Raw genomic sequence first — 17,481 nt, forward strand, 5'->3', positions numbered from 1 at the left:
GCCTTTTTCCGCCGCCCGCTGCTTCAGGCGGATCGCCGCGGACAGCCCAGCCGGGCCGCCGCCGACGATCACGACGTCATATTCCATCGACTCGCGCGGGCCGTACTGCTCAATGAGACTTGCTGTATCCATGTGCCAAACCCATTGATCGAAAACATGTCGAACGAATCGTAGTTCGCAACCGCACGCCTCACGACGTTATCAACGGCGGTGATATTGCAAACAAGCGGCAGTTGAATTGCGGCGCGCCAGCAAGACAAGATGCGCGGCAGGAGCGCGCCGCCACCTCCGCAACACGCGCGACTCTTCTGCTAAACATCGCCACGATTGATATTGGTGCGATCGCGGCTCGAAGCCCGCACACTGCGCTCACGGTAGCCAACCAACAAGGAAGCGGAATCGTGAATACATATGATGTGGTCGTGATCGGCGCGGGCGTGATCGGCACTTCGGTGGCGTTTCACCTGCAAAAACTCGGCGCAAAAAATGTCCTCGTGCTGGATCGCGCGACGATCGGCGCGGGCACGACCTCGCAATCGTCGGGCATTCTGCGCACGCATTATTCGGTGAAGGAAAACGTCGAGCTGGCGCGCAAGTCATGGTCGGTGTTCAACGACTTCGCCACCTATCTCGGCGACGACGAAGCGTCGTGCGGTCTCGTCAAATGCGGCTACATGATCGTCGCGTCCGAAGGCGACAAGCTCGAACCGCTGCGCGCGTCGCTCGAACAGCAGAAGAGCCAGGGCATTCCGCTCGAACTGCTCGACGCGCGCGCCGCCCATGAATTGCTGCCGATCGCCCAGTTCCACGACGCCGCCCTGATCGGCTACGAGCCGGAAGCCGGCTTCGCGGACGCCTATCTCACGGCAACGAGCTTCGCGCGCGCGGCGCGCCGCGGCGGCGTGACGATCCGCGAGAACGTGAACGTCAACAAACTGCTGATCGAAAACGGCAAGGTGGTCGGCCTATCGACCAGCGCGGGCGACTTCGCGACGTCGACGGTCATCAGCACGCAGAACATCTGGACGCCCGAACTGGCGGGCTGGACCGGCAAGACGCTGCCCGTCGCGCCCGAACGTCACGCGGTGCTCGCGCTCGAATGCCCCGAGGCGCCCTACACGTTCAAAATGCCCGTGTTCAAGGATCTCGCGTCCCAAGGCATGCTGTATTACCGCAGCTACGGCGGCAACCAGATGCTGGTGAGCGAAGGCGTGGTGGGCGAAAAGCTGAACGCGGCCGACACCGAGCAAGGCGACATCCCGATGGATTACATCGTCGATGTGGGCGCACAGGTCGCGGAGCGTTTCACGGCCTACGAAACGGCCGGCATCGCCTCGTCGTGGACCGGCGTGTACGACGTCACGCCCGACTGGAACCCGGTGCTCGGAGCGCTGCCCGGCATCGAAGGCCTGACGCTCGGCTACGGCTTCTCCGGCCACGGCTTCAAGCTCTCGCCGACCGTCGGCAAAATCCTCGCGCAAAGCGCGCTGGGCTTGTCCACGGATGTGTCGCTCAAGCCGTATTCGATTGAGCGGTTCGCCACCGGCGATCTTCTGACCGGCAAATATGGCCTCGGCGCGGTCTCCTGACATGAGCCTCGCGTCCGGCCTCGCGATCACGCCGCTCGCCTCGTTCGAATCGCAGGCATGGCGCAATGGCGGCGGCACGACACGCGCGCTAGCCGAAGCGGCGGATCGCGGCTGGCGTATCAGTCTCGCGGACGTGTCGAGCGATGGTCCGTATTCGCGCTTTCCGGGCATGGACCGGATGTCGCTGATCATTCGCGGCGCCGGCGTCGAGCTGCGGCACGAAGCGCACGAAGTCGTGCTGGAGCCGGGCCGCGCCGCGGGATACGACGGCGAATTCGCATGGCAGGCAACGCTGCGCGACGGCCCCGTCGTCGCGCTCAATACGATGGTTCTGCGCACCCGCTTCCGTGCGCGCATGGTGCCGTTGCGGGAAACCACGTTCGTCGCGGGCGGCCGTTGGGCAGCTTGCGCACCGTTCGCGCTCGTGCTGCCGCTCGACGGACGCTGCGCCTGGCGCACGCCGGACATGACCACCGCAACGCCGCTCGAATCCGACGCCGTCCTCATGCGGCCAATGAACGGCGCGGATCTGTGGCTGACGCCGCTCGACGCTGTCGTCGATGGCGAAGCCGCTGTGCTGGTGCTGATCGAGCCGCTGGCTCCCCACTTTATCGAAACCGAAGGAACCGTCACATGAAGGTTTTTGCTGCTGTAAAACGCGTTGTGGACTACAACGTGAAGGTTCGCGTGAAGGCGGATCAGACTGGCGTCGACATTGCCAATGTGAAGATGTCGATGAACCCGTTCGACGAGATTGCCGTCGAGGCGGCCACGCGTCTGAAGGAAGCAGGCAACGCCAGCGAAGTGATCGCGGTGACTTGCGGTCCGGCACAGAGCACGGAAACGCTGCGCACGGCGCTGGCCATCGGCGCGGATCGCGGCTTGCATATTCAGACCGACGCGCCATTGCAGCCGCTCGCCGTCGCCAAATTGCTCAAGGCTGCGGTGGAACGCGAACAGCCGCAACTCGTGATTCTCGGCAAGCAGGCCATCGACGACGACGCCGGCCAGACCGGCCAGCTACTCGCCGCGCTGCTGGACTGGCCGCAGGCGACGTTCGCGAGCCACATCGAGATCGGTGCCGGCACTGCCACGGTGACGCGCGAAGTGGACGGCGGCCTCGAAGTGATCGAATTGCAATTGCCCGCCATCGTCACGACGGATTTGCGGCTGAACGAACCGCGCTACGTGACGCTGCCCAACATCATGAAAGCGAAGAAGAAGCCGATCGACACGCTCAGCCCCGCCGACCTCGGCGTCGATCCCGCGCCCCGGCTCAAGACGCTGAAGGTCGTGGAGCCGGCTGCGCGCCCGGCTGGCGTGCGCGTCGCGGATGTCGCCGCGCTCATCGACAAACTGAAAAACGAAGCGAAGGTAATTTAAATGACCACTCTCGTCATCGCGGAACACGACAACACGCAACTCAAGGCGTCGACGCTGCACACCGTGGCAGCCGCGCGTCAACTCAACCACGGCGTGCACGTGCTGGTGGCCGGTCACGATGCGGGCGCCGCAGCGCAGGCCGCGAGCCAGATCGGCGGCGTGGACAAGGTCATTCTGATCGACGCGCCGAGTCTCGCCGACGGCCTCGCCGAACACGTCGCGGCACAGGTGCTCGCGCTCGCGCCGTCGTACTCGCACCTCTTCTTTCCGGCAACGGCGGCGGGCAGGAACGTCGCGCCGCGCGTCGCCGCGAAGCTCGATGCGTCGCAGATTTCCGACGTGATCGCGATCCATTCCGACGACACGTTCGACCGCCCGTTCTATGCGGGCAACGCCATCGCCACCGTCCAGTGCGACGACGCCGTAAAAGTAGCGACGGTCCGCACGACCGCGTTCGAAGCCGCGCCCGCGACGGGCGGCGCGGCCTTGGTCGAACCGCGCGACGCGCTCGCGTGCACGACGCGCGTGCGTTTCGTGCGACGCGAAGTGGCGGCGAGCGAACGCCCTGAACTGACGTCGTCGCGCGTCGTGGTGTCGGGCGGCCGCGGCATGGGCAGCGCCGAAAACTTCGGCCTGCTCGACCCGCTCGCGCAGAAGCTGGGCGCGGCCATCGGCGCGTCGCGCGCCGCCGTCGATTCCGGCTTCGCGCCGAACGACTGGCAGGTTGGACAAACCGGCAAGATCGTCGCGCCGCAGTTGTACGTCGCGGTCGGCATTTCCGGCGCGATCCAGCATCTCGCGGGCATGAAGGATTCGAAGGTAATCGTCGCGGTGAACAAGGACGCGGAAGCGCCGATCTTCAGCGTCGCGGATTACGGCCTGGTGGCCGATCTGTTCGAAGCCGTGCCGCAAATCACGCAATCACTCTGATCAGGATCGATCTCTCCAGGGATCGGGTCGAGCGGCTCGACATGGGCCGCCGCTGCCGTCACTGCCTTGCCGCAGTGACGGTTTTTTTCGCGTGCCGTTAGCGTGCCTTTTCGCGTGCCGTTAGCGAGGCAGATGTCGCACGGCGTCGAGCGCGGCCGTCATCATCCGTTCGACAACGGGCTGTACCCTCGCCGCAAGCTCGGGGCGATAGTCGAACGGCGCGTCTTCGTTCATATAGATCGACTGGCACATTTCGAGCTGGATGGCATGCACGCCCTCTTCCGGCCGCCCGAATTCGCGCGTGATGTAGCCGCCCTTGAAGCGGCCGTTCGCGACCCAGGTGAAAGGCTGGCCCGCGAGCGTTTCCGTCACCGCGTCCAGCACGTGCGGCGCGCACGCGTGACCGGCGTTCGTGCCCAGATTGAGGTCGGGCAGCTTGCCGTCGAAAAGACGCGGCAACACGCTCGCAATCGAATGCGCTTCCCACAGCAGCACGTTTCCGTGTTCGGCCTTCAGCGCGCCGAGCGTGTCGCGCAGCTTCGCGTGATACGGCGCATGGAAAGCGGCGAGCCGCGCCGCGATCTCCTGCCTGGACGGTGCGCGACCTTCCACGTAGAGCGGTTCGCCGCGAAACGTTTCGGCGGGACACAGGCCGGTGGTGGTCTGCCCCGGATAGAGACTTTCGCCGGATGGCGGCCGGTTCAGGTCGATCACGTAGCGGGACACGCGCGCGCTCAGCACGGACGCCCCGGCCTGCGCGGCGAAATCGTAAAGCCGGTCGAGATGCCAGTCCGTATCGGCGAGGGTGTGCGCCACCTCTGTGTAGGCGTCGCGCAGATCGTCGGGAATGATCCTGCCCAGATGCGGAATGGAAACCAGCACAGGCAGATGGCCTGCCTTGAAGTCGAACACCGGTGAGTCGGTCACGTCGGGGTTTCTCCTGAGTCCGCGAGAAGCCGGCGCGCGGTTGCGCCATGCTCGCGGCTGAATAAAAAAGCCGCGCGGACCGGATGATCCGTGCGGCTTCGTGCGTACGACCTGTCAGGACATTCGGGCGATCAGGCGCCGAACGACCACTCGCGCGGCGGCAGGAAGGTTTCCTTCACGACGCGCGGCGACGCCCAGCGCAGCAGGTTCAGGTGCGAGCCGGCCTTGTCGTTGGTGCCGCTCGCGCGGCCGCCGCCAAACGGCTGCTGGCCGATCATCGCGCCGGTCGGCTTGTCGTTCAGATACAGATTGCCGGCCGCGTTCACCAATGCGGCTTCCGCTTGGTGCAGCGCGTAGCGGTCCGTGCAGAAGATCGAACCGGTCAGCGCATACGGGCTCGTGGCGTCGATCAGCGCAAGCGTGTCGGACCACGCGTTGTCCGCGTAGACGAACACGGAAAGCACCGGGCCGAACAGTTCCTGCGTCATCAGCGCGTGCTTCGGATCGCTCACTTCGAGCACCGTCGGCGCGACGAAGAAGCCCGGCTCCGACCACGTCTTGCCGCCCGCGACGACCGTCACCTTGCTGTCGTCTTTGGCGGCGTTCAGCACCGCTGTCAGTTTCGCGTGCGACGCCTGCGAAATCACCGCGCCCATGAACGTCTTGCCGAGATCGGCGGGATCGCCCACCTTCAGTTGCGCGAGGCGCTCGACCAGTTGCTCGCGCACGGCCGGCCACAGGCTTTGTGGAATATAGGCGCGCGACGCGGCGCTGCACTTCTGCCCTTGATATTCGAAGGCGCCGCGAATCAGCGCGATAGCGACTTCCGACGGATGCGCGGACGGATGCGCGAGCACGAAGTCTTTGCCGCCGGTCTCGCCGACGAGGCGCGGAATCGTGCGGAACGAATCGACCTTCGACGCGACGCCCTTCCACAGCGACTGGAACACCGCCGACGATCCCGTGAAGTGGATGCCCGCGAGATCGGCAGAATTCAGCACGGTGCGCGTGGTCAGTTCCGCCTCGCCCGGCACGAAGTTGATCACGCCCGCGGGCAGACCGGCTTCTTCGAGCGCTTCATAGAAGATCCAGTTCGCGAGCGCCGACTTCTCCGACGGCTTCCACAACACCGTGTTGCCCATGATCGCGGGCGCGGTCGTCAGATTGCCGCCGATCGCCGTGAAGTTGAACGGCGACACCGCGTACACGAAGCCTTCGAGCGGACGCCAGTCGGTGCGATTCACGGCCGTCGAAACGGACAGCGGCTGCTCGGCATACACGCGCTGCGCGTTGTGCGCGTTAAAACGCAGGAAGTCGATCAGTTCGCAGGCGGAATCCGGCTCGGCCTGGTCGATGGTCTTGCTCTGGCCCAGCACGGTCGCCGCGTTGATGCGCATGCGCTGACGCGTCGCGATGATGTCGGCGGCCCGATGCAGGATCGTCGCGCGGCTCGCGTGCGTGAGCGACGCCCAGTCGCGCGACACCGATTTCGCGTTGGCGATCGCTTCGCCGATCTGCGCCTCGGTCGGACGATGGATGCGAGCGAGCAGACGCGACTGGTCGTGCGGCGCGCGCACTTCCACGGTGTCGTCCGAGTAATAGCGTCTTCCGCCGATCACGGTCGGAATCTCGACCACGTCGCGTGCATTCAACGCCGCGGTGAGCGCTTCGGCGGCCTTCGTGCCGGCGCCGAAGTGCACTTCGGGTTCGTTGGCCGGGAATGGGAAATGTGGATTCGAGTTCAACCGCTGCTCCTTCAGAACGATGGGACGAATGGCCGGCCGGTGCGAGCGCGTCGTGGAAGACGCAGCGCCGGGATTGCCGGCCGGCCGGTGTCAGACACAAGACTAGCCCGCCTTCGCGCGGACGCCGACTAAGCCAACCTCGCTTATGTTTAGAATCGGCGGCGTTTGTGCAGCGAGTCTGCGCTCAGACGCCTTCCATCATGAAAACGTCTTCAGGGGGCAGCGCCAGCGCCGCCGCGATATCGCGCCCGACTTGCCGCTGGAACGTCAATCGCAGCATGTCGTAGATATCGACCGGCAGTTTGCCGAGTTCGTTTTCGCGGAATGCGAGGTAGAAGGACCGGCTCAGCATCTGATACGGACGCCCGTGCCGCGAGAACGACGCGAGCGGCACGACGCGCACGTCGTTCAGATACTGACGCGACTGCCACAGACACATGGGCGTGGTCAGCGCAAAACCGAGTCCGGCGGCAACCAGGCTCAGCATGGGATCGGTTGCATCGAGTTCGCAAGTGCGCTCGATGCTTTCGGCATTCGCCGCCAGATAGCCGTCCACATGCTGACCGATCACCGAGCGCGCGCTATAGCGGATCAACTGAAGATGCCGCGCGAGGTCCGTCAGCGTGCCGTAGCGGTCGATTTCGAAATTGCGCGGCAGCACGACGAGATAAGGCTCGGAAAAAAGCTTTTGCCGGATGATGCCCGGCGCACCCGTCTGACCCGACGTGGTCACCGCAATATCCACCTGCCGCGCTTCGAGTTGCGCCTCGAGCGTCGGACCGATGCCCGACCAGAGGCGAATCTGATGCGAGGTGCCCGCGAGCGCGCGGATCACGATCGGACCCATGGTGGCGGCAAACGAATCCACGCAGCCGAGCCGCACCACCACACGTTTGGCGCGTGTCACGCTGCGCACGCTCTCCACCATCTGGTTCGCGCCCTGGAGCAGCACCGTGGCGTGTTCGAAGAGCCGTTGTCCGGCCGCCGTGGGCCGCGCCGGACGCGTTGCGCGATCGAGCAGCGTGGCGTCGAGCAGCGTTTCCAGTACCTTGATGCGGTGCGATACGCCGGCCTGCGAGATGGCGAGCCGGATGGCCGCCTCGGAGATGGACCCGGCTTCTACGACGGCGACCCAGCTCGCCAGCAAATCCCAGTCAGGAAACTGTTCGGAAAGGCTCTCGTTCATATCCAGCGGCTCAGTTGATGGCTGAATGTAGCACGTCGATTAGCGAGGTCACCAGCCGCGCGGCCGGCACCGTCAAACCTGGCGCGCGCCGGTATGACGGCCACCGTTTGCATGCGCCCCGCCAGGCAGGCCGCGCAGCACGCGTTCGAGGCTTTTCAGAAGCGGCGCGAAACTCGTGTCGACGAGACTCGCGTCCGGCACGCGCGCAGCCGGGAACGTGCCGCCGTCGAGCGGGCGCGACACGGCCTGATCGATTTGCGACGCACAATCGAGGCGCCATTGCCCCGATATCTCGACATTCATCACGTGGATGCCGGAACCCGGATTGCCGTAATGCCCGGCGGTGAAGCCGTCCGCGATGTTGCCGTTGACGACCCACGAGCGCCCCTCTGCCGTGGCCGCTTCAGTCAGCGCGGCGACGAGCAGCCGATCGCACGCCTTGCCGTTGTCCGTGCCGACGTTGCAATCGCGTCCCGCGGAGTCGGCGCGGAAAGGCGAAAGCCACCAGCTCGCGTGCGGCACCAGCATCAGAACGTGGTCGTGGCGCGCGCGCAGGCGCGCGATTTCGTCGGCGACGGCGCGATGAAACGGCCGCCAAAGCTGCTCGACGCGACTGTCGACCTCGGCGGCGGTGAGCGGTCGGTCCGCTTCGTAGAGCGACTCGCCGCGCGACGTATGCGTGCGGCACAGTCCACCGCGATCCGCGCCCACGGACAACGCGCCGTCCGCCGACACCACGAAGTCGATCACGCACGGGTGATAGTGCGCGGCAACCAGCGTCGCCCCGCAGCGGCGCGCGGCGTGCTGGAACAGCAGCCCGGCCGGATCGGCCAGCCGCCCTTCGACCGGACGCCAGCCCGCGTGCCGATGCAACGCCTCGGGCAGCGCGGTGCCCGTATGAGGCGTCACGACGAGAACAGGCGAATCGCCGCGCAACAGCGTCTCGATAGCGGGGCTGTCCGGGTTTGACATAGCGGTTTCCATGACTGATTAACGCATGCGCCCTTGGTTCGTTGAACCGGCCGGCGCATCTCAACCTTAGCATTTCGCCCGGCTGCGCATCGTTGCACAAAGGCCGCTTGCGCTATTCATAAGCAACTTGAAATTCGATGGCGGTGCGGCGCTTCGCGCTTACGCTACGACAGCCTCCCAGCGCGGCATGAGCGGCATGAGCGCCACTGGAGATGCGTAACCGGAATAGAGACCGACCGTGATTCGGATTTACTCAGCCTTCGTTCTGCTTGGCATTTTCTGGGGCTCGAACTTCATCTACATGAAGTGGGCGTCCGCGTTGATCACCTCGGGACAGATTTCCCTGTTACGGGTTTTCTTCGGCTTTGCGCCGCTCGCGGCGCTCGCCTGCTGGAAGGGCGTGTTCCGCTTCGGCCAGATCCGCTATCTCCATCACTTCGCGATGATGGCGGCGTTCGCCACCGCGTTCTCGTACTTCGCCATGGCGCACGGCACGGCGCTTCTGCCATCGGGCATCGCCGGCGTGCTGGGCGCCTCGCCCGCGCTCTTCACGGCCATCGCCTCGGGCGTGTTCCTGCGACAAGAGCGCGTGAACAGGATGATGGGTGCGGGCGTGCTGCTCGGGATCGTCGGCATCGTGCTGATTGCGCGACCTTGGGCAAGCGCCGGCTCCGATGGCGCGATCAGTGCGTTGGGCGTCGGGTGGATGCTGGCGGGATCGATGGCGTTCGGGCTGTCGTACGTCTACGTTCGCCGGTATCTGTCGGCGATCCGCCTTCCTCCGCTTGCGATCGTCACATGGCAAATGGGACTCGCATTGGTGATGCTCGCCTGTCTGACCGACCTGCACGGCATGGGCCGCATCGTGCAGGACTGGAAAGCCGCCACGGGACTGGTGTTCGGACTGGGATTGCTGGGCACGGGCGGCGCGTTCCTGCTCTACTACTATCTACTCGACCAACTGGGTGCGGTCGCCGCCGCGAGCGCCGTGTATGTAACGCCCGTCGTCGCGCTGCTGATCGGCTGGTGGGTGGGCGAACGCGTCGGCCTGCTGGAACTGATCGCCTGCGTGATGATTTTCGGCAGCATCGCGCTGCTGGAGTTGGGCCGGCAGGCGGGCGCCCGGCAGCAAGCCGAGCCCGTCGCGCGTTCTACTGTCAGCTTCGACTGAGATAACAATCCCGATGTTCAACGCCGAAGCCGCCGCGCGAATTCAGTGCGGCCGCGGACATCTGTTCATGAGATGTCCGCTGGTTCAAAGTGTGTCGAGCGGTCGGGCGTGTCAGATGCCGTGTGCCTGCAGACGCCCCGCATACCAGCCGACGAACTGATCGACGTAGTTTTCACTAGACGGTGAGTACGGGCCCGGAATGTAGCCAGGGTCCCGCGCACCGCGATGATTGATCGCGACGAGGCTTGCATCCTGCGCGTTCGTGGCGACCCACACCTCGGTCAGCTTCGTGAGGTCGTAGTCGACGCCTTCCACGGCGTCCGCGTGAACCAGCCACTTCGTGCGAACCAGGGTCTTTTCGGGAGTGAGCGGGATGATGTAGGAAATCATCGCGTGATCACTCATCACGTGGGTCCACGAGTTGTGAGTCCACATATGCGTGTCGCCAAGATCGCGACGGTCATGAAGCAATCTGGCCCAGCCGAGCGTAATACCCTGGCCATCGCGAGCGGCTTGCACTGCATCGGGATAAAGACACGTGCGCAGCCCATACTTCAGCTTGCCCGGCCGCCCGCCTACTGCATGAAACCACTGCTCCCATGTCAGCCAGCCTTCCGAGGTCGGGTCATCGGCAATCAGGGAACAATTGGCTAATTCCTCCAGAGATTCGGGCCGCCCGTTGACCTCTATCCATTTAGGAGAGCAGACCGGAAAGACCCATTCCTCGAACAGCAGGTATGACGTGCCGTCGGTCCATGTTCCGTTTCCGAAACGCACTACTGCATCCGTCTCGTTGTGGCGCAGGTCGGCCGTGAACATTGTCGTGGTCAGCCGGACCCGCAGATTCGGATGAAGACGCTGAAGCTTTCCCACACTGGACATCAGGCGGAAATGCGAAAACGCGGCGGTTGTCGCGAGTACCAGTTCTTCGTCGCCGATGCCTGTCGACAGGCGATCGAAAACACCGGCGATTTTTCCCATTGCCTCCGACACGACCGCATAGAGCGCGTCACCTTCCTTGGTGAGCGCGAGGTTTCGATGCAAGCGATCCAATAACCGGACACCCAGCAGTTCTTCCAGAAGCCGGATCTGCCGGCTCACCGCCGCTTGCGTGACGCCCAGTTCATTTGCGGCGTTGGTGAAGCTACGAAGCCGCGCCACCGCCTCGAATTCGACCAGCGCCGTGAGGGACGGTATGAGTCGGCGATAATCCTTCGCGCCATGGTTCGCGGCTTTCATCGTGAGCGTATGATCAGTAGTCTTCTTATAGATATGGCTTCGAGAGGGCGGTATCCGTCACCCTCTCGAAGACTCGCCTCTCAGACAAACGCGCGCAAGCCATCCCTCTGCCTTTAAAGCGATGCCTTGATTTTCTCGGCAGCGGCCGGCGTTACCCACTTTGTCCAGACTTGCGGCTTCTCTTTCAGGAAGTGCTTCGCCGCGTCCTCGCCGGTCGCCTGATTATCGCTCATCCAGGACATCGCCTGCTGGACGTCGGCGGTCGTGTACGTGCGCGTATTCAAATACTTGATGACGTCAGGCGCGGCCCTGTCGGCGAAGGGTTTGGAGACCAGTGTGAACAGCCGGCTACCCGGCCAGCCGGTCGGCTTCGGGTCAGGACAGCTCGCCACGGTTGTGCACCGCTTCCGGGTCTGGGAAGAGTTCCGGATGTTTCAGCGCATCGGAAATCGTTTTGATGTCCGGATGCGCATCGGCGATGTATTTCGGAATGTACCAGCCGTACACCGCGCCCTCCTTGATGATGTTGCCCGCCAGCACAATTTTCTTCGAATCGAGTCCCTGCTTGGCAACCGTTGGCAGCAGATCGATTGCGCCTTCCGGCACGACATCGGGCTTGCCTTTGTCCACCATCGACGTAATGGTCGGAACCGTATCTCCGACAACGCTATTGACCGAGCAGCCGTAACCTTCCTGAAGAATGACTTTGTCCACGGCAGCTTCGAGTTCAGCGCTCTGCCAGTTCATGCTTGCAATCGTGACGTTCCCGCAAGCGGCTGCGTGAGCCTGCGTGCCAAGGCAGAGTGTCCCGACCGCCACGACGAGCGCCACTGGAAATTTCAGTTTCATGCGTGAAATACTGATTCGCGATTGCTTTCAGCACAGGTTGTCCGAGACCCTGAACGCCGATCATCGCCGCGACAACCACCATCGCCAGCGCCATCATGATGGTTTGATTGACCCCTGCCATGATGGTCGGCAGTGCGAGCGGCAATTGAACTTTCAAGAGACGTTGCCAGCCCGATGAGCCGAACGCATCCGCTGCCTCAAGGATGTCGCGATCGACCAGCCGGATGCCGAGATTGGTCAACCGGATCATCGGCGGGATCGCGTAGATCACCACGGCCGATACCCAGCAGCATCACGACAGGAATCAGATAGACGAAGCTCGGCATGGTCTGCATCACGTCGAGGATCGGGTCCACCAGCTTGCGGACCCGGTCCGACTTCGCCATGAGAATCCCGATGGGCAAGCCAATGACAATCGAGAGAAACGTGCACACGAAAATCATCGACACGGTGCGCATCGTGTCTAGCCACATGTCCAGATAGCCAATCAGCGCGAGCGTGACGAAACAGCCGAGGACCACCTTCCAGTTTCTGCTCGCGCCCCATGCGATGACCAGAACGAGCAGCATGATGACGGGCCACGGCGTCTGGGTCATGAAGCGCTCCGCCGCCATCAGGAACTCCTGCAGCGGATGGAAGAAGCTGTCGATCGGGTCGCCGTATGCCGCCGTGAACGCGCGGAAGCTGTCGTCGATTGAACGCTTCATATGCAAAAGCGCATCGTCTTGCATATGTGGGAATTTGTTTAACCAGTCCATGTGCTCCTCCATCATTCAGTCGCGCGCCAGCGCTTACTGGCTTGCGACGTGCAATGTGATTACTCCACGCCGGCCGCCCATTCCTTCATGCTGAGATTGGCCGCCGCGCCAATCGTCAGGAAAGGCTGGGGCGGCAGCCGCCTGGGTGCTGCGAATCCCCGGAAGACCTGAACCAGCCACGAATCCTGCCCCAATGCGGCCTCGGCGGCGGCTATTCCGGACGCGGTTGCCTTCGTTGCACCGACTCCGTTGCAGGCAATCGCCGCGAAGACGCCGTGCTCGATTTCCCCGAACGCGGGCACCCCGTTCCAGGTGAGCGCCATTGCGCCCGCCCACCGGTACTCCATTGGGACGCCCTTCAGCATGGGAAAGCGTGTTTCGAACTTGCGGTCGTGCACCCGACCGGCGCGTGCAATCGCGCTTTTGCTCACCTGCATGCGCGGGTTATAGGTGTACCGCGAGCGAATCAACACCCGGTCGCCCTGATCGCCTTCCACACGACGGACAGTCGTCCCCATGGGGAATGCGGGTGTTGCGGCCCACGATCGCTGGCCGCCCAGCCGCTTCGGATCGAACGCTTCCGTCATCGACGCGTAGGTATAAACGTGCAGAAGCTGCCCACGAAAGAGACCGAAGCTTTGCGCCTGTCCGTTGTTCGCCAGAATGATTTTTCCTGCGCGGACATAACCATTCGGCGTCCTGATCACCCAGGACGTGCCTTGGCGTTCGAATGACAAGGCAGGCGTGTTCTCGTAAAGCTTCACGGGATCATGAAATGAATCGGCCAGTCCCCTGATGTACGCGGCGGGCTGGATGATGACGGTGCCAGGGGTAAAAATCGCCGACGTAAAAGATTGGGTTCCGGTCACGGCGGCAATCTCGTTCGCATCGAGCATCCGGTACGGTTCGTTGACCTTGTCCAGTTGCTTCGCGTAGGACGCGACATGCTCGTCCCCCTGTTGTCCCAGCGCGACGTTGTATTTGCCGCAAGGGTCGAAGACGTCCTTGCCCCAACGCTTCTCGTCGGCAAGCTCCTGCGCGAGCGCAATGGCGATGCGGTGAACCTTGATATCGTGCTGACGCTCGTTACCTTCGGCACCACCGTAGTCTTCGGACGAAACTTCGTGAGGCAAATCGATAATGAAGCCCGAATTGCGCCCTGTAGCGCCCTCCGCAATCTCTCCTGCCTCAAGGATGACGACTTTCAGTCCGGGGTCGAGTTGTGAAAGACGCCTTGCCGCTGACAGCCCGGCGAAGCCTCCACCGATCACCGCGATGTCGGCATTCACTGTTCCGTCGAGCGTCGGGCACGGCGTCCTTGGCGGCAGCATCGAGACCCAGCCTGATTGGCCGAGGTGTTGCGGAAGTTTGCTCGCGACGTACATGACGTTTGGCCCAAGTCCTTAAACAGCGAGCTTTTCACGCTCGACCAGCTCGCCGAGCGCGCAGCGCAAGGCGTCGGCCTTCTTCGCCGAAAGCCGGGCGAGCGGTCGACGCGGATTCCCGGCGCCGTAGCCGGTCATTTCCGCTGCCGCATAAACGGACTGGACGTAATCGCCCTCCCAGACCAGCGACATGGCAGGTTCAAGCGCCCGCCAGATTTCCCTCGCGTCGTCCCAGCGATGTTCTTGCGCCGCCGCGACGAACTGCGTGCACGTCTTCGGGGCAAAGTTTGCGCCGCCCCAGATGAGCCCACGGACGCCCGCATACATCGCATAAGGCATGAGCGGGTCCGCGCCGTTCATCATCGGGAGACCGGTGCGAACAAGCGCTGCCTGTTTACTCAAGTCTGCGCTGCTGTCCTTCACCGCGAGGAATTCGGGAATCTCGCAGAGACGGCGCAGGAGCGACGGCGTAATTTCCACGCCGACGGCCTGTGGCACGTTGTAGCCGATGATGGGCAAGCCCGCGCGCGCAACGGCCGCATAAAACTCTACGACACCGTCGTCGTCTGTTGGTCCTTCGAAGAACGGCGGCAGCACCATCACGGCGCCCGCGCCGCTGTCAGCTGCGTGACGGGTGCGCTCGAGCACGTCCTCGATGAGCAGAGCAGACGTCTGGGCGATGATGCGTGCGCGGCCGTTAATGACCTTCGCACCGAACGCAATCAACGCCTTCGACTCTTCCTGTGACAGATACACGTGCATGCCCGTCCCCGAACTGAGCACGAAGCCGCGAATGCCAGCAGCAAGATAGCGCTCAATCAGCTGCTCCAGACGGCCGTGGTCCGGCTTTCCGTTTTCATCGAAAGGAGTACTAATCGCTAGGTTGATGCCGACAAAGGAAAAGTCTTTCATGTCGTTACTCTTCGTCCGTTTCGTTGTCGCTCAGATCGAGCCAGATGGCCTTCAGCTATGTGTACTGGTCATGCGCGTGAAGCGGGTTGTCGCGTCCGCCAAATGAGTGAAATCAGCATATGAGCTTTTCATCGACACATGATTTCATTAGCATTCCGAATACATTCCTCGGTTCGCAAGGCTAAAAATTGATCGGCACATCAACCCCATCCGGTGCCACGTACGACGCCATGTTTCGCCGCGCGAGATACACGTGCGCGCGCACGATTTCGCCGGCGGCCTCTGAATCCCGGTGCTGAATGGCGTCAATGATGTCCTCGTGCTGCTGCACCGCTTCCGCAAGCTCCGCGTCCATTCGCCCGTCGCGCGGCTGATAGAAAGTCTTGCCTAGCCGCGCATGGTCGATCAGCAGGCGGCACAGACTCGGCAACAGATACGGGTTGTGAGCCATCTTGCCGATTGCAAGGTGAAACCCGTCGTTCTGCAAAACCCGCTCATCGACATCGACACCTTCCACTGCTGCGCGAAACCGTTCCTGAATGCGCTTCAGGCCATCGATTTCGGCTTGCGTCGCATGGACGGCAGCAAGCTTGGTCGTCGCGACGTAGATCAGCGGCGCCGCCAAAAAATAGTTGCGCAAAGAGTCGTAGTTCATTGAAGCCACGCGCGCCGCGCGATTCGCCTCAAGCTCGATGTAACCTTCCGCCGCCATCTGCCGCATCAGTTCGCGCACCGGCGGACGCGACAGGCCAAATTCCTCAGCCAATGCCACTTCGTCCAGCGACGCGCCCGGCGCGAGTTCCATGCTGAGAATGCGGTGGCGCAATGCCTGTCCCAGCGCCGACTTGCGGTCCGGGGACGATGCCAGCCCGTCCTCGCGATCGATTTCAACGACGTTCGCCTTCATGTGCTCTCCTGTTGAGACCATCGTGTGTCTACAAATTGTATTCGTCAAGCCGACAATGGGTCTTATCAGGGAAGGTACTGAGAAAGAGGCGCTGAAGTCGGAAATAGCGCCGAGCGACGCATAACTTAAAGTAATGGCGCCGCGAAAATAAAGCGCATTGACGCTGATTTATCAGCCACCAATACTCAAGGCACAGCAAAGGTGGTGGTATCGCGCAGAGGCAATATCAGAAGAATGGGCCGAGCAGCGCGCGCCGGATTCACCTCCTGTCCGCGAGTACCACAATGCACGTTGAGCTGTTCATGCGCTGGTCAGCAGCCGGATAAGCACAAGGTGTCCTAACTGATTTGATGCTATGAACTCGGTAGAAAGAATGTTCGACCCCGCGCCTGAAACAGACGACAGACTCTCGGACGCAAGCACATGGGAGAGCGGCGGCACGCTCTGGGCCAGTGGCGAGCAGAAGACACTGACATGTTGTCGAGTAGTGAATGAAACTCACGACGTGAAGAGCTTCGAATTTCGTGTCGGCGACGGCTTACCCATCCGCTTCGAGCCGGGCCAGTTCATGACCGTATCGGCTAACGTGCAAGGACAAGCTGTCGAGCGCTGCTACACGATTTCGTCTCCGCCGACGCGGCCCTATCTCGTGTCCATCACCGTCAAGCGCGTTCCGGGTGGCGTCATGTCCAACTGGCTTCACGAGAACATGAAGCCCGGTACCTCGCTGCGCGCCTATGGACCATCGGGCAGCTTTACGCCGACCGCCGCTCCAGCGGCGAAGTCGCTGTATCTGTCCGCCGGGTCGGGTGTCACGCCATTAATGTCGATGACGCGTGCGAGCATCGACCTCGGCTTGGACCGCGACATCGTGTTCGTTCATAGCGCGCGGACGCCTGCTGATATCGTCTTCAGAAAGGAGCTTCAGAGGCTGGCCGAGCTGTCGCCCCGCCTTCGGACATTTTTTGTCTGCGAGGGCGTCGGCGATGAAGACGGCTGGTCTGGACCCGTGGGCCGACTCAGCCTCCAGCTTCTCTCGAAGTGGGTGCCCGACTACGCCGAGCGCGAAGTGTTTACGTGTGGGCCCGCCGGCTATATGGGCGCAGTGCGAGCCTTGCTTCAGGAAGGCGCACACAACCCCGCGCGCTACCACCAGGAAAGTTTCGACATCAGCGCCGGCGTCGCACCGGAACCCGCCGTACCGGCCAGCGACACACCGCAAGCGACTTTCACCGTCAAGCTCTCGCGCTCGTCGAAGTCGTTCACGATGAACGCTTCCGAAACGGTGCTCTCTGCCGCAAGAAAAGCCGGCGTCGCCATCCCGTCGTCGTGCAGTCAAGGCATGTGCGGTACGTGCAAGACGAAGGTGGTCGAAGGCACGGTCGACATGAACCATAACGGCGGAATTCGCGAGAGAGAAGTTCAGAAAGGATTTCGACTCCTTTGCTGCAGCCGTCCAACCTCGGATCTGGTGCTGGAGATTTGACGAGCGCCGGTATCTCCGTGTCAAAGCAAAGCAGCAAAGGAA

19 protein-coding genes are annotated in these 17,481 nt (G+C 62.8%); 6 read left to right on the top strand and 13 right to left on the bottom strand.

Going from position 1 to position 17,481, the window contains the following annotated elements:
- A partial coding sequence (locus tag VOM14_RS20340) for an FAD-dependent oxidoreductase (protein WP_327630713.1) occupies positions 1-132 on the bottom strand: 132 nt, incomplete at its 3' end.
- 269 nt (positions 133-401) lie between these two features.
- Here VOM14_RS20340 and VOM14_RS20345 point away from each other — a divergent pair.
- The 4 genes from VOM14_RS20345 to VOM14_RS20360 are packed head-to-tail and all read left to right on the top strand — an operon-like array spanning position 402 to position 3,902.
- On the top strand, positions 402-1,589 hold the full coding sequence (locus VOM14_RS20345; RefSeq protein ID WP_327630543.1) for an NAD(P)/FAD-dependent oxidoreductase: 1,188 nt from the start codon (positions 402-404) through the stop codon (positions 1,587-1,589).
- A gap of 1 nt (position 1,590) precedes the next feature.
- Positions 1,591-2,226 (top strand): HutD/Ves family protein, encoded by a 636-nt coding sequence (locus tag VOM14_RS20350; protein WP_327630544.1) that lies wholly within the window; start codon positions 1,591-1,593, stop codon positions 2,224-2,226.
- Positions 2,223-2,972 (top strand): electron transfer flavoprotein subunit beta/FixA family protein, encoded by a 750-nt coding sequence (locus VOM14_RS20355; RefSeq protein WP_327630545.1) that lies wholly within the window; start codon positions 2,223-2,225, stop codon positions 2,970-2,972. Before VOM14_RS20350 ends, VOM14_RS20355 begins: the two co-directional genes overlap by 4 nt.
- Complete coding sequence (locus VOM14_RS20360; protein ID WP_327630546.1) at positions 2,973-3,902, top strand: electron transfer flavoprotein subunit alpha/FixB family protein; 930 nt, start codon at positions 2,973-2,975, stop codon at positions 3,900-3,902.
- Between the two features lie 120 nt (positions 3,903-4,022).
- On the opposite strand, the gene hutG is transcribed toward VOM14_RS20360, so the two are convergent.
- The 4 genes from hutG to VOM14_RS20380 all read right to left on the bottom strand — a co-directional run bounded on the left by hutG (position 4,023) and on the right by VOM14_RS20380 (position 8,732).
- Positions 4,023-4,829, bottom strand: coding sequence for an N-formylglutamate deformylase (gene hutG / locus VOM14_RS20365; protein WP_327630547.1), 807 nt, complete (start codon positions 4,827-4,829; stop codon positions 4,023-4,025).
- Positions 4,830-4,960: 131 nt separating this feature from the next.
- Positions 4,961-6,574 carry an L-glutamate gamma-semialdehyde dehydrogenase gene (pruA, locus tag VOM14_RS20370; protein WP_327630548.1) on the bottom strand — a complete coding sequence of 538 codons (1,614 nt, stop codon included), beginning with the start codon at positions 6,572-6,574 and terminating at the stop codon, positions 4,961-4,963.
- 184 nt (positions 6,575-6,758) lie between these two features.
- Positions 6,759-7,760, bottom strand: a complete 1,002-nt coding sequence (locus VOM14_RS20375; RefSeq protein ID WP_327630549.1) for a LysR family transcriptional regulator — start codon at positions 7,758-7,760, stop codon at positions 6,759-6,761.
- Positions 7,761-7,832: 72 nt separating this feature from the next.
- Complete coding sequence (locus VOM14_RS20380) at positions 7,833-8,732, bottom strand: N-formylglutamate amidohydrolase (RefSeq protein WP_327630550.1); 900 nt, start codon at positions 8,730-8,732, stop codon at positions 7,833-7,835.
- 238 nt (positions 8,733-8,970) lie between these two features.
- Here VOM14_RS20380 and VOM14_RS20385 point away from each other — a divergent pair, with 238 nt between their 5' ends.
- The gene (locus tag VOM14_RS20385) at positions 8,971-9,903 is read left to right on the top strand and encodes a DMT family transporter (RefSeq protein WP_327630551.1); all 933 of its coding nucleotides are present in this window, start codon (positions 8,971-8,973) and stop codon (positions 9,901-9,903) included.
- A 111-nt stretch (positions 9,904-10,014) separates the two neighbouring features.
- Here VOM14_RS20385 and VOM14_RS20390 read toward each other — a convergent pair whose 3' ends face one another.
- From VOM14_RS20390 to VOM14_RS20425, 8 genes are all read right to left on the bottom strand, one after another.
- Entirely contained in the window at positions 10,015-11,142 is a 1,128-nt protein-coding gene (locus VOM14_RS20390) for a LysR family transcriptional regulator (RefSeq protein ID WP_327630552.1), read from the bottom strand.
- A 113-nt stretch (positions 11,143-11,255) separates the two neighbouring features.
- Positions 11,256-11,534 (bottom strand): glycine betaine ABC transporter substrate-binding protein, encoded by a 279-nt coding sequence (locus tag VOM14_RS20395; RefSeq protein WP_327630553.1) that lies wholly within the window; start codon positions 11,532-11,534, stop codon positions 11,256-11,258.
- Positions 11,518-11,889 (bottom strand): glycine betaine ABC transporter substrate-binding protein, encoded by a 372-nt coding sequence (locus VOM14_RS20400; RefSeq protein ID WP_327630554.1) that lies wholly within the window; start codon positions 11,887-11,889, stop codon positions 11,518-11,520. The genes VOM14_RS20395 and VOM14_RS20400 overlap by 17 nt, the downstream gene beginning before the upstream one ends.
- Positions 11,870-12,241 carry an ABC transporter permease subunit gene (locus tag VOM14_RS20405; protein WP_327630555.1) on the bottom strand — a complete coding sequence of 124 codons (372 nt, stop codon included), beginning with the start codon at positions 12,239-12,241 and terminating at the stop codon, positions 11,870-11,872. The genes VOM14_RS20400 and VOM14_RS20405 overlap by 20 nt, the downstream gene beginning before the upstream one ends.
- Positions 12,189-12,698, bottom strand: coding sequence for an ABC transporter permease subunit (locus VOM14_RS20410; protein WP_327630556.1), 510 nt, complete (start codon positions 12,696-12,698; stop codon positions 12,189-12,191). The genes VOM14_RS20405 and VOM14_RS20410 overlap by 53 nt, the downstream gene beginning before the upstream one ends.
- Positions 12,699-12,808: 110 nt before the next feature.
- Positions 12,809-14,134, bottom strand: coding sequence for an NAD(P)/FAD-dependent oxidoreductase (locus VOM14_RS20415; RefSeq protein WP_327630557.1), 1,326 nt, complete (start codon positions 14,132-14,134; stop codon positions 12,809-12,811).
- A gap of 18 nt (positions 14,135-14,152) precedes the next feature.
- Positions 14,153-15,046 (bottom strand): dihydrodipicolinate synthase family protein, encoded by an 894-nt coding sequence (locus tag VOM14_RS20420; protein ID WP_327630558.1) that lies wholly within the window; start codon positions 15,044-15,046, stop codon positions 14,153-14,155.
- Positions 15,047-15,227: 181 nt separating this feature from the next.
- The gene (locus VOM14_RS20425; protein WP_327630559.1) at positions 15,228-15,953 is read right to left on the bottom strand and encodes a GntR family transcriptional regulator; all 726 of its coding nucleotides are present in this window, start codon (positions 15,951-15,953) and stop codon (positions 15,228-15,230) included.
- Between the two features lie 355 nt (positions 15,954-16,308).
- Here VOM14_RS20425 and VOM14_RS20430 point away from each other — a divergent pair, with 355 nt between their 5' ends.
- The gene (locus tag VOM14_RS20430) at positions 16,309-17,439 is read left to right on the top strand and encodes a hybrid-cluster NAD(P)-dependent oxidoreductase (RefSeq protein ID WP_327630560.1); all 1,131 of its coding nucleotides are present in this window, start codon (positions 16,309-16,311) and stop codon (positions 17,437-17,439) included.
- Positions 17,440-17,481 lie beyond the last annotated feature (42 nt).

Source organism: Paraburkholderia sp. MPAMCS5, from assembly GCF_036016995.1.
In the GTDB taxonomy this organism is placed as follows: Bacteria; Pseudomonadota; Gammaproteobacteria; order Burkholderiales; family Burkholderiaceae; genus Paraburkholderia.

Bases quoted from the DNA above. Each gene is read 5' to 3' on its own strand.
- VOM14_RS20375 (WP_327630549.1), bottom strand. From the start codon at position 7,760: ATGAACGAGAGCCTTTCCGAACAGTTTCCTGACTGGGATTTGCTGGCG.
- VOM14_RS20390 (WP_327630552.1), bottom strand. From the start codon at position 11,142: ATGAAAGCCGCGAACCATGGCGCGAAGGATTATCGCCGACTCATACCG.
- VOM14_RS20425 (WP_327630559.1), bottom strand. From the start codon at position 15,953: ATGAAGGCGAACGTCGTTGAAATCGATCGCGAGGACGGGCTGGCATCG.
- VOM14_RS20420 (WP_327630558.1), bottom strand. From the start codon at position 15,046: ATGAAAGACTTTTCCTTTGTCGGCATCAACCTAGCGATTAGTACTCCT.
- VOM14_RS20355 (WP_327630545.1), top strand. From the start codon at position 2,223: ATGAAGGTTTTTGCTGCTGTAAAACGCGTTGTGGACTACAACGTGAAG.
- VOM14_RS20430 (WP_327630560.1), top strand. From the start codon at position 16,309: ATGAACTCGGTAGAAAGAATGTTCGACCCCGCGCCTGAAACAGACGAC.
- VOM14_RS20400 (WP_327630554.1), bottom strand. From the start codon at position 11,889: ATGAACTGGCAGAGCGCTGAACTCGAAGCTGCCGTGGACAAAGTCATT.
- VOM14_RS20410 (WP_327630556.1), bottom strand. From the start codon at position 12,698: ATGAAGCGTTCAATCGACGACAGCTTCCGCGCGTTCACGGCGGCATAC.
- VOM14_RS20350 (WP_327630544.1), top strand. From the start codon at position 1,591: ATGAGCCTCGCGTCCGGCCTCGCGATCACGCCGCTCGCCTCGTTCGAA.
- VOM14_RS20360 (WP_327630546.1), top strand. From the start codon at position 2,973: ATGACCACTCTCGTCATCGCGGAACACGACAACACGCAACTCAAGGCG.
- VOM14_RS20380 (WP_327630550.1), bottom strand. From the start codon at position 8,732: ATGTCAAACCCGGACAGCCCCGCTATCGAGACGCTGTTGCGCGGCGAT.
- VOM14_RS20405 (WP_327630555.1), bottom strand. From the start codon at position 12,241: ATGATCCGGTTGACCAATCTCGGCATCCGGCTGGTCGATCGCGACATC.
- VOM14_RS20415 (WP_327630557.1), bottom strand. From the start codon at position 14,134: ATGTACGTCGCGAGCAAACTTCCGCAACACCTCGGCCAATCAGGCTGG.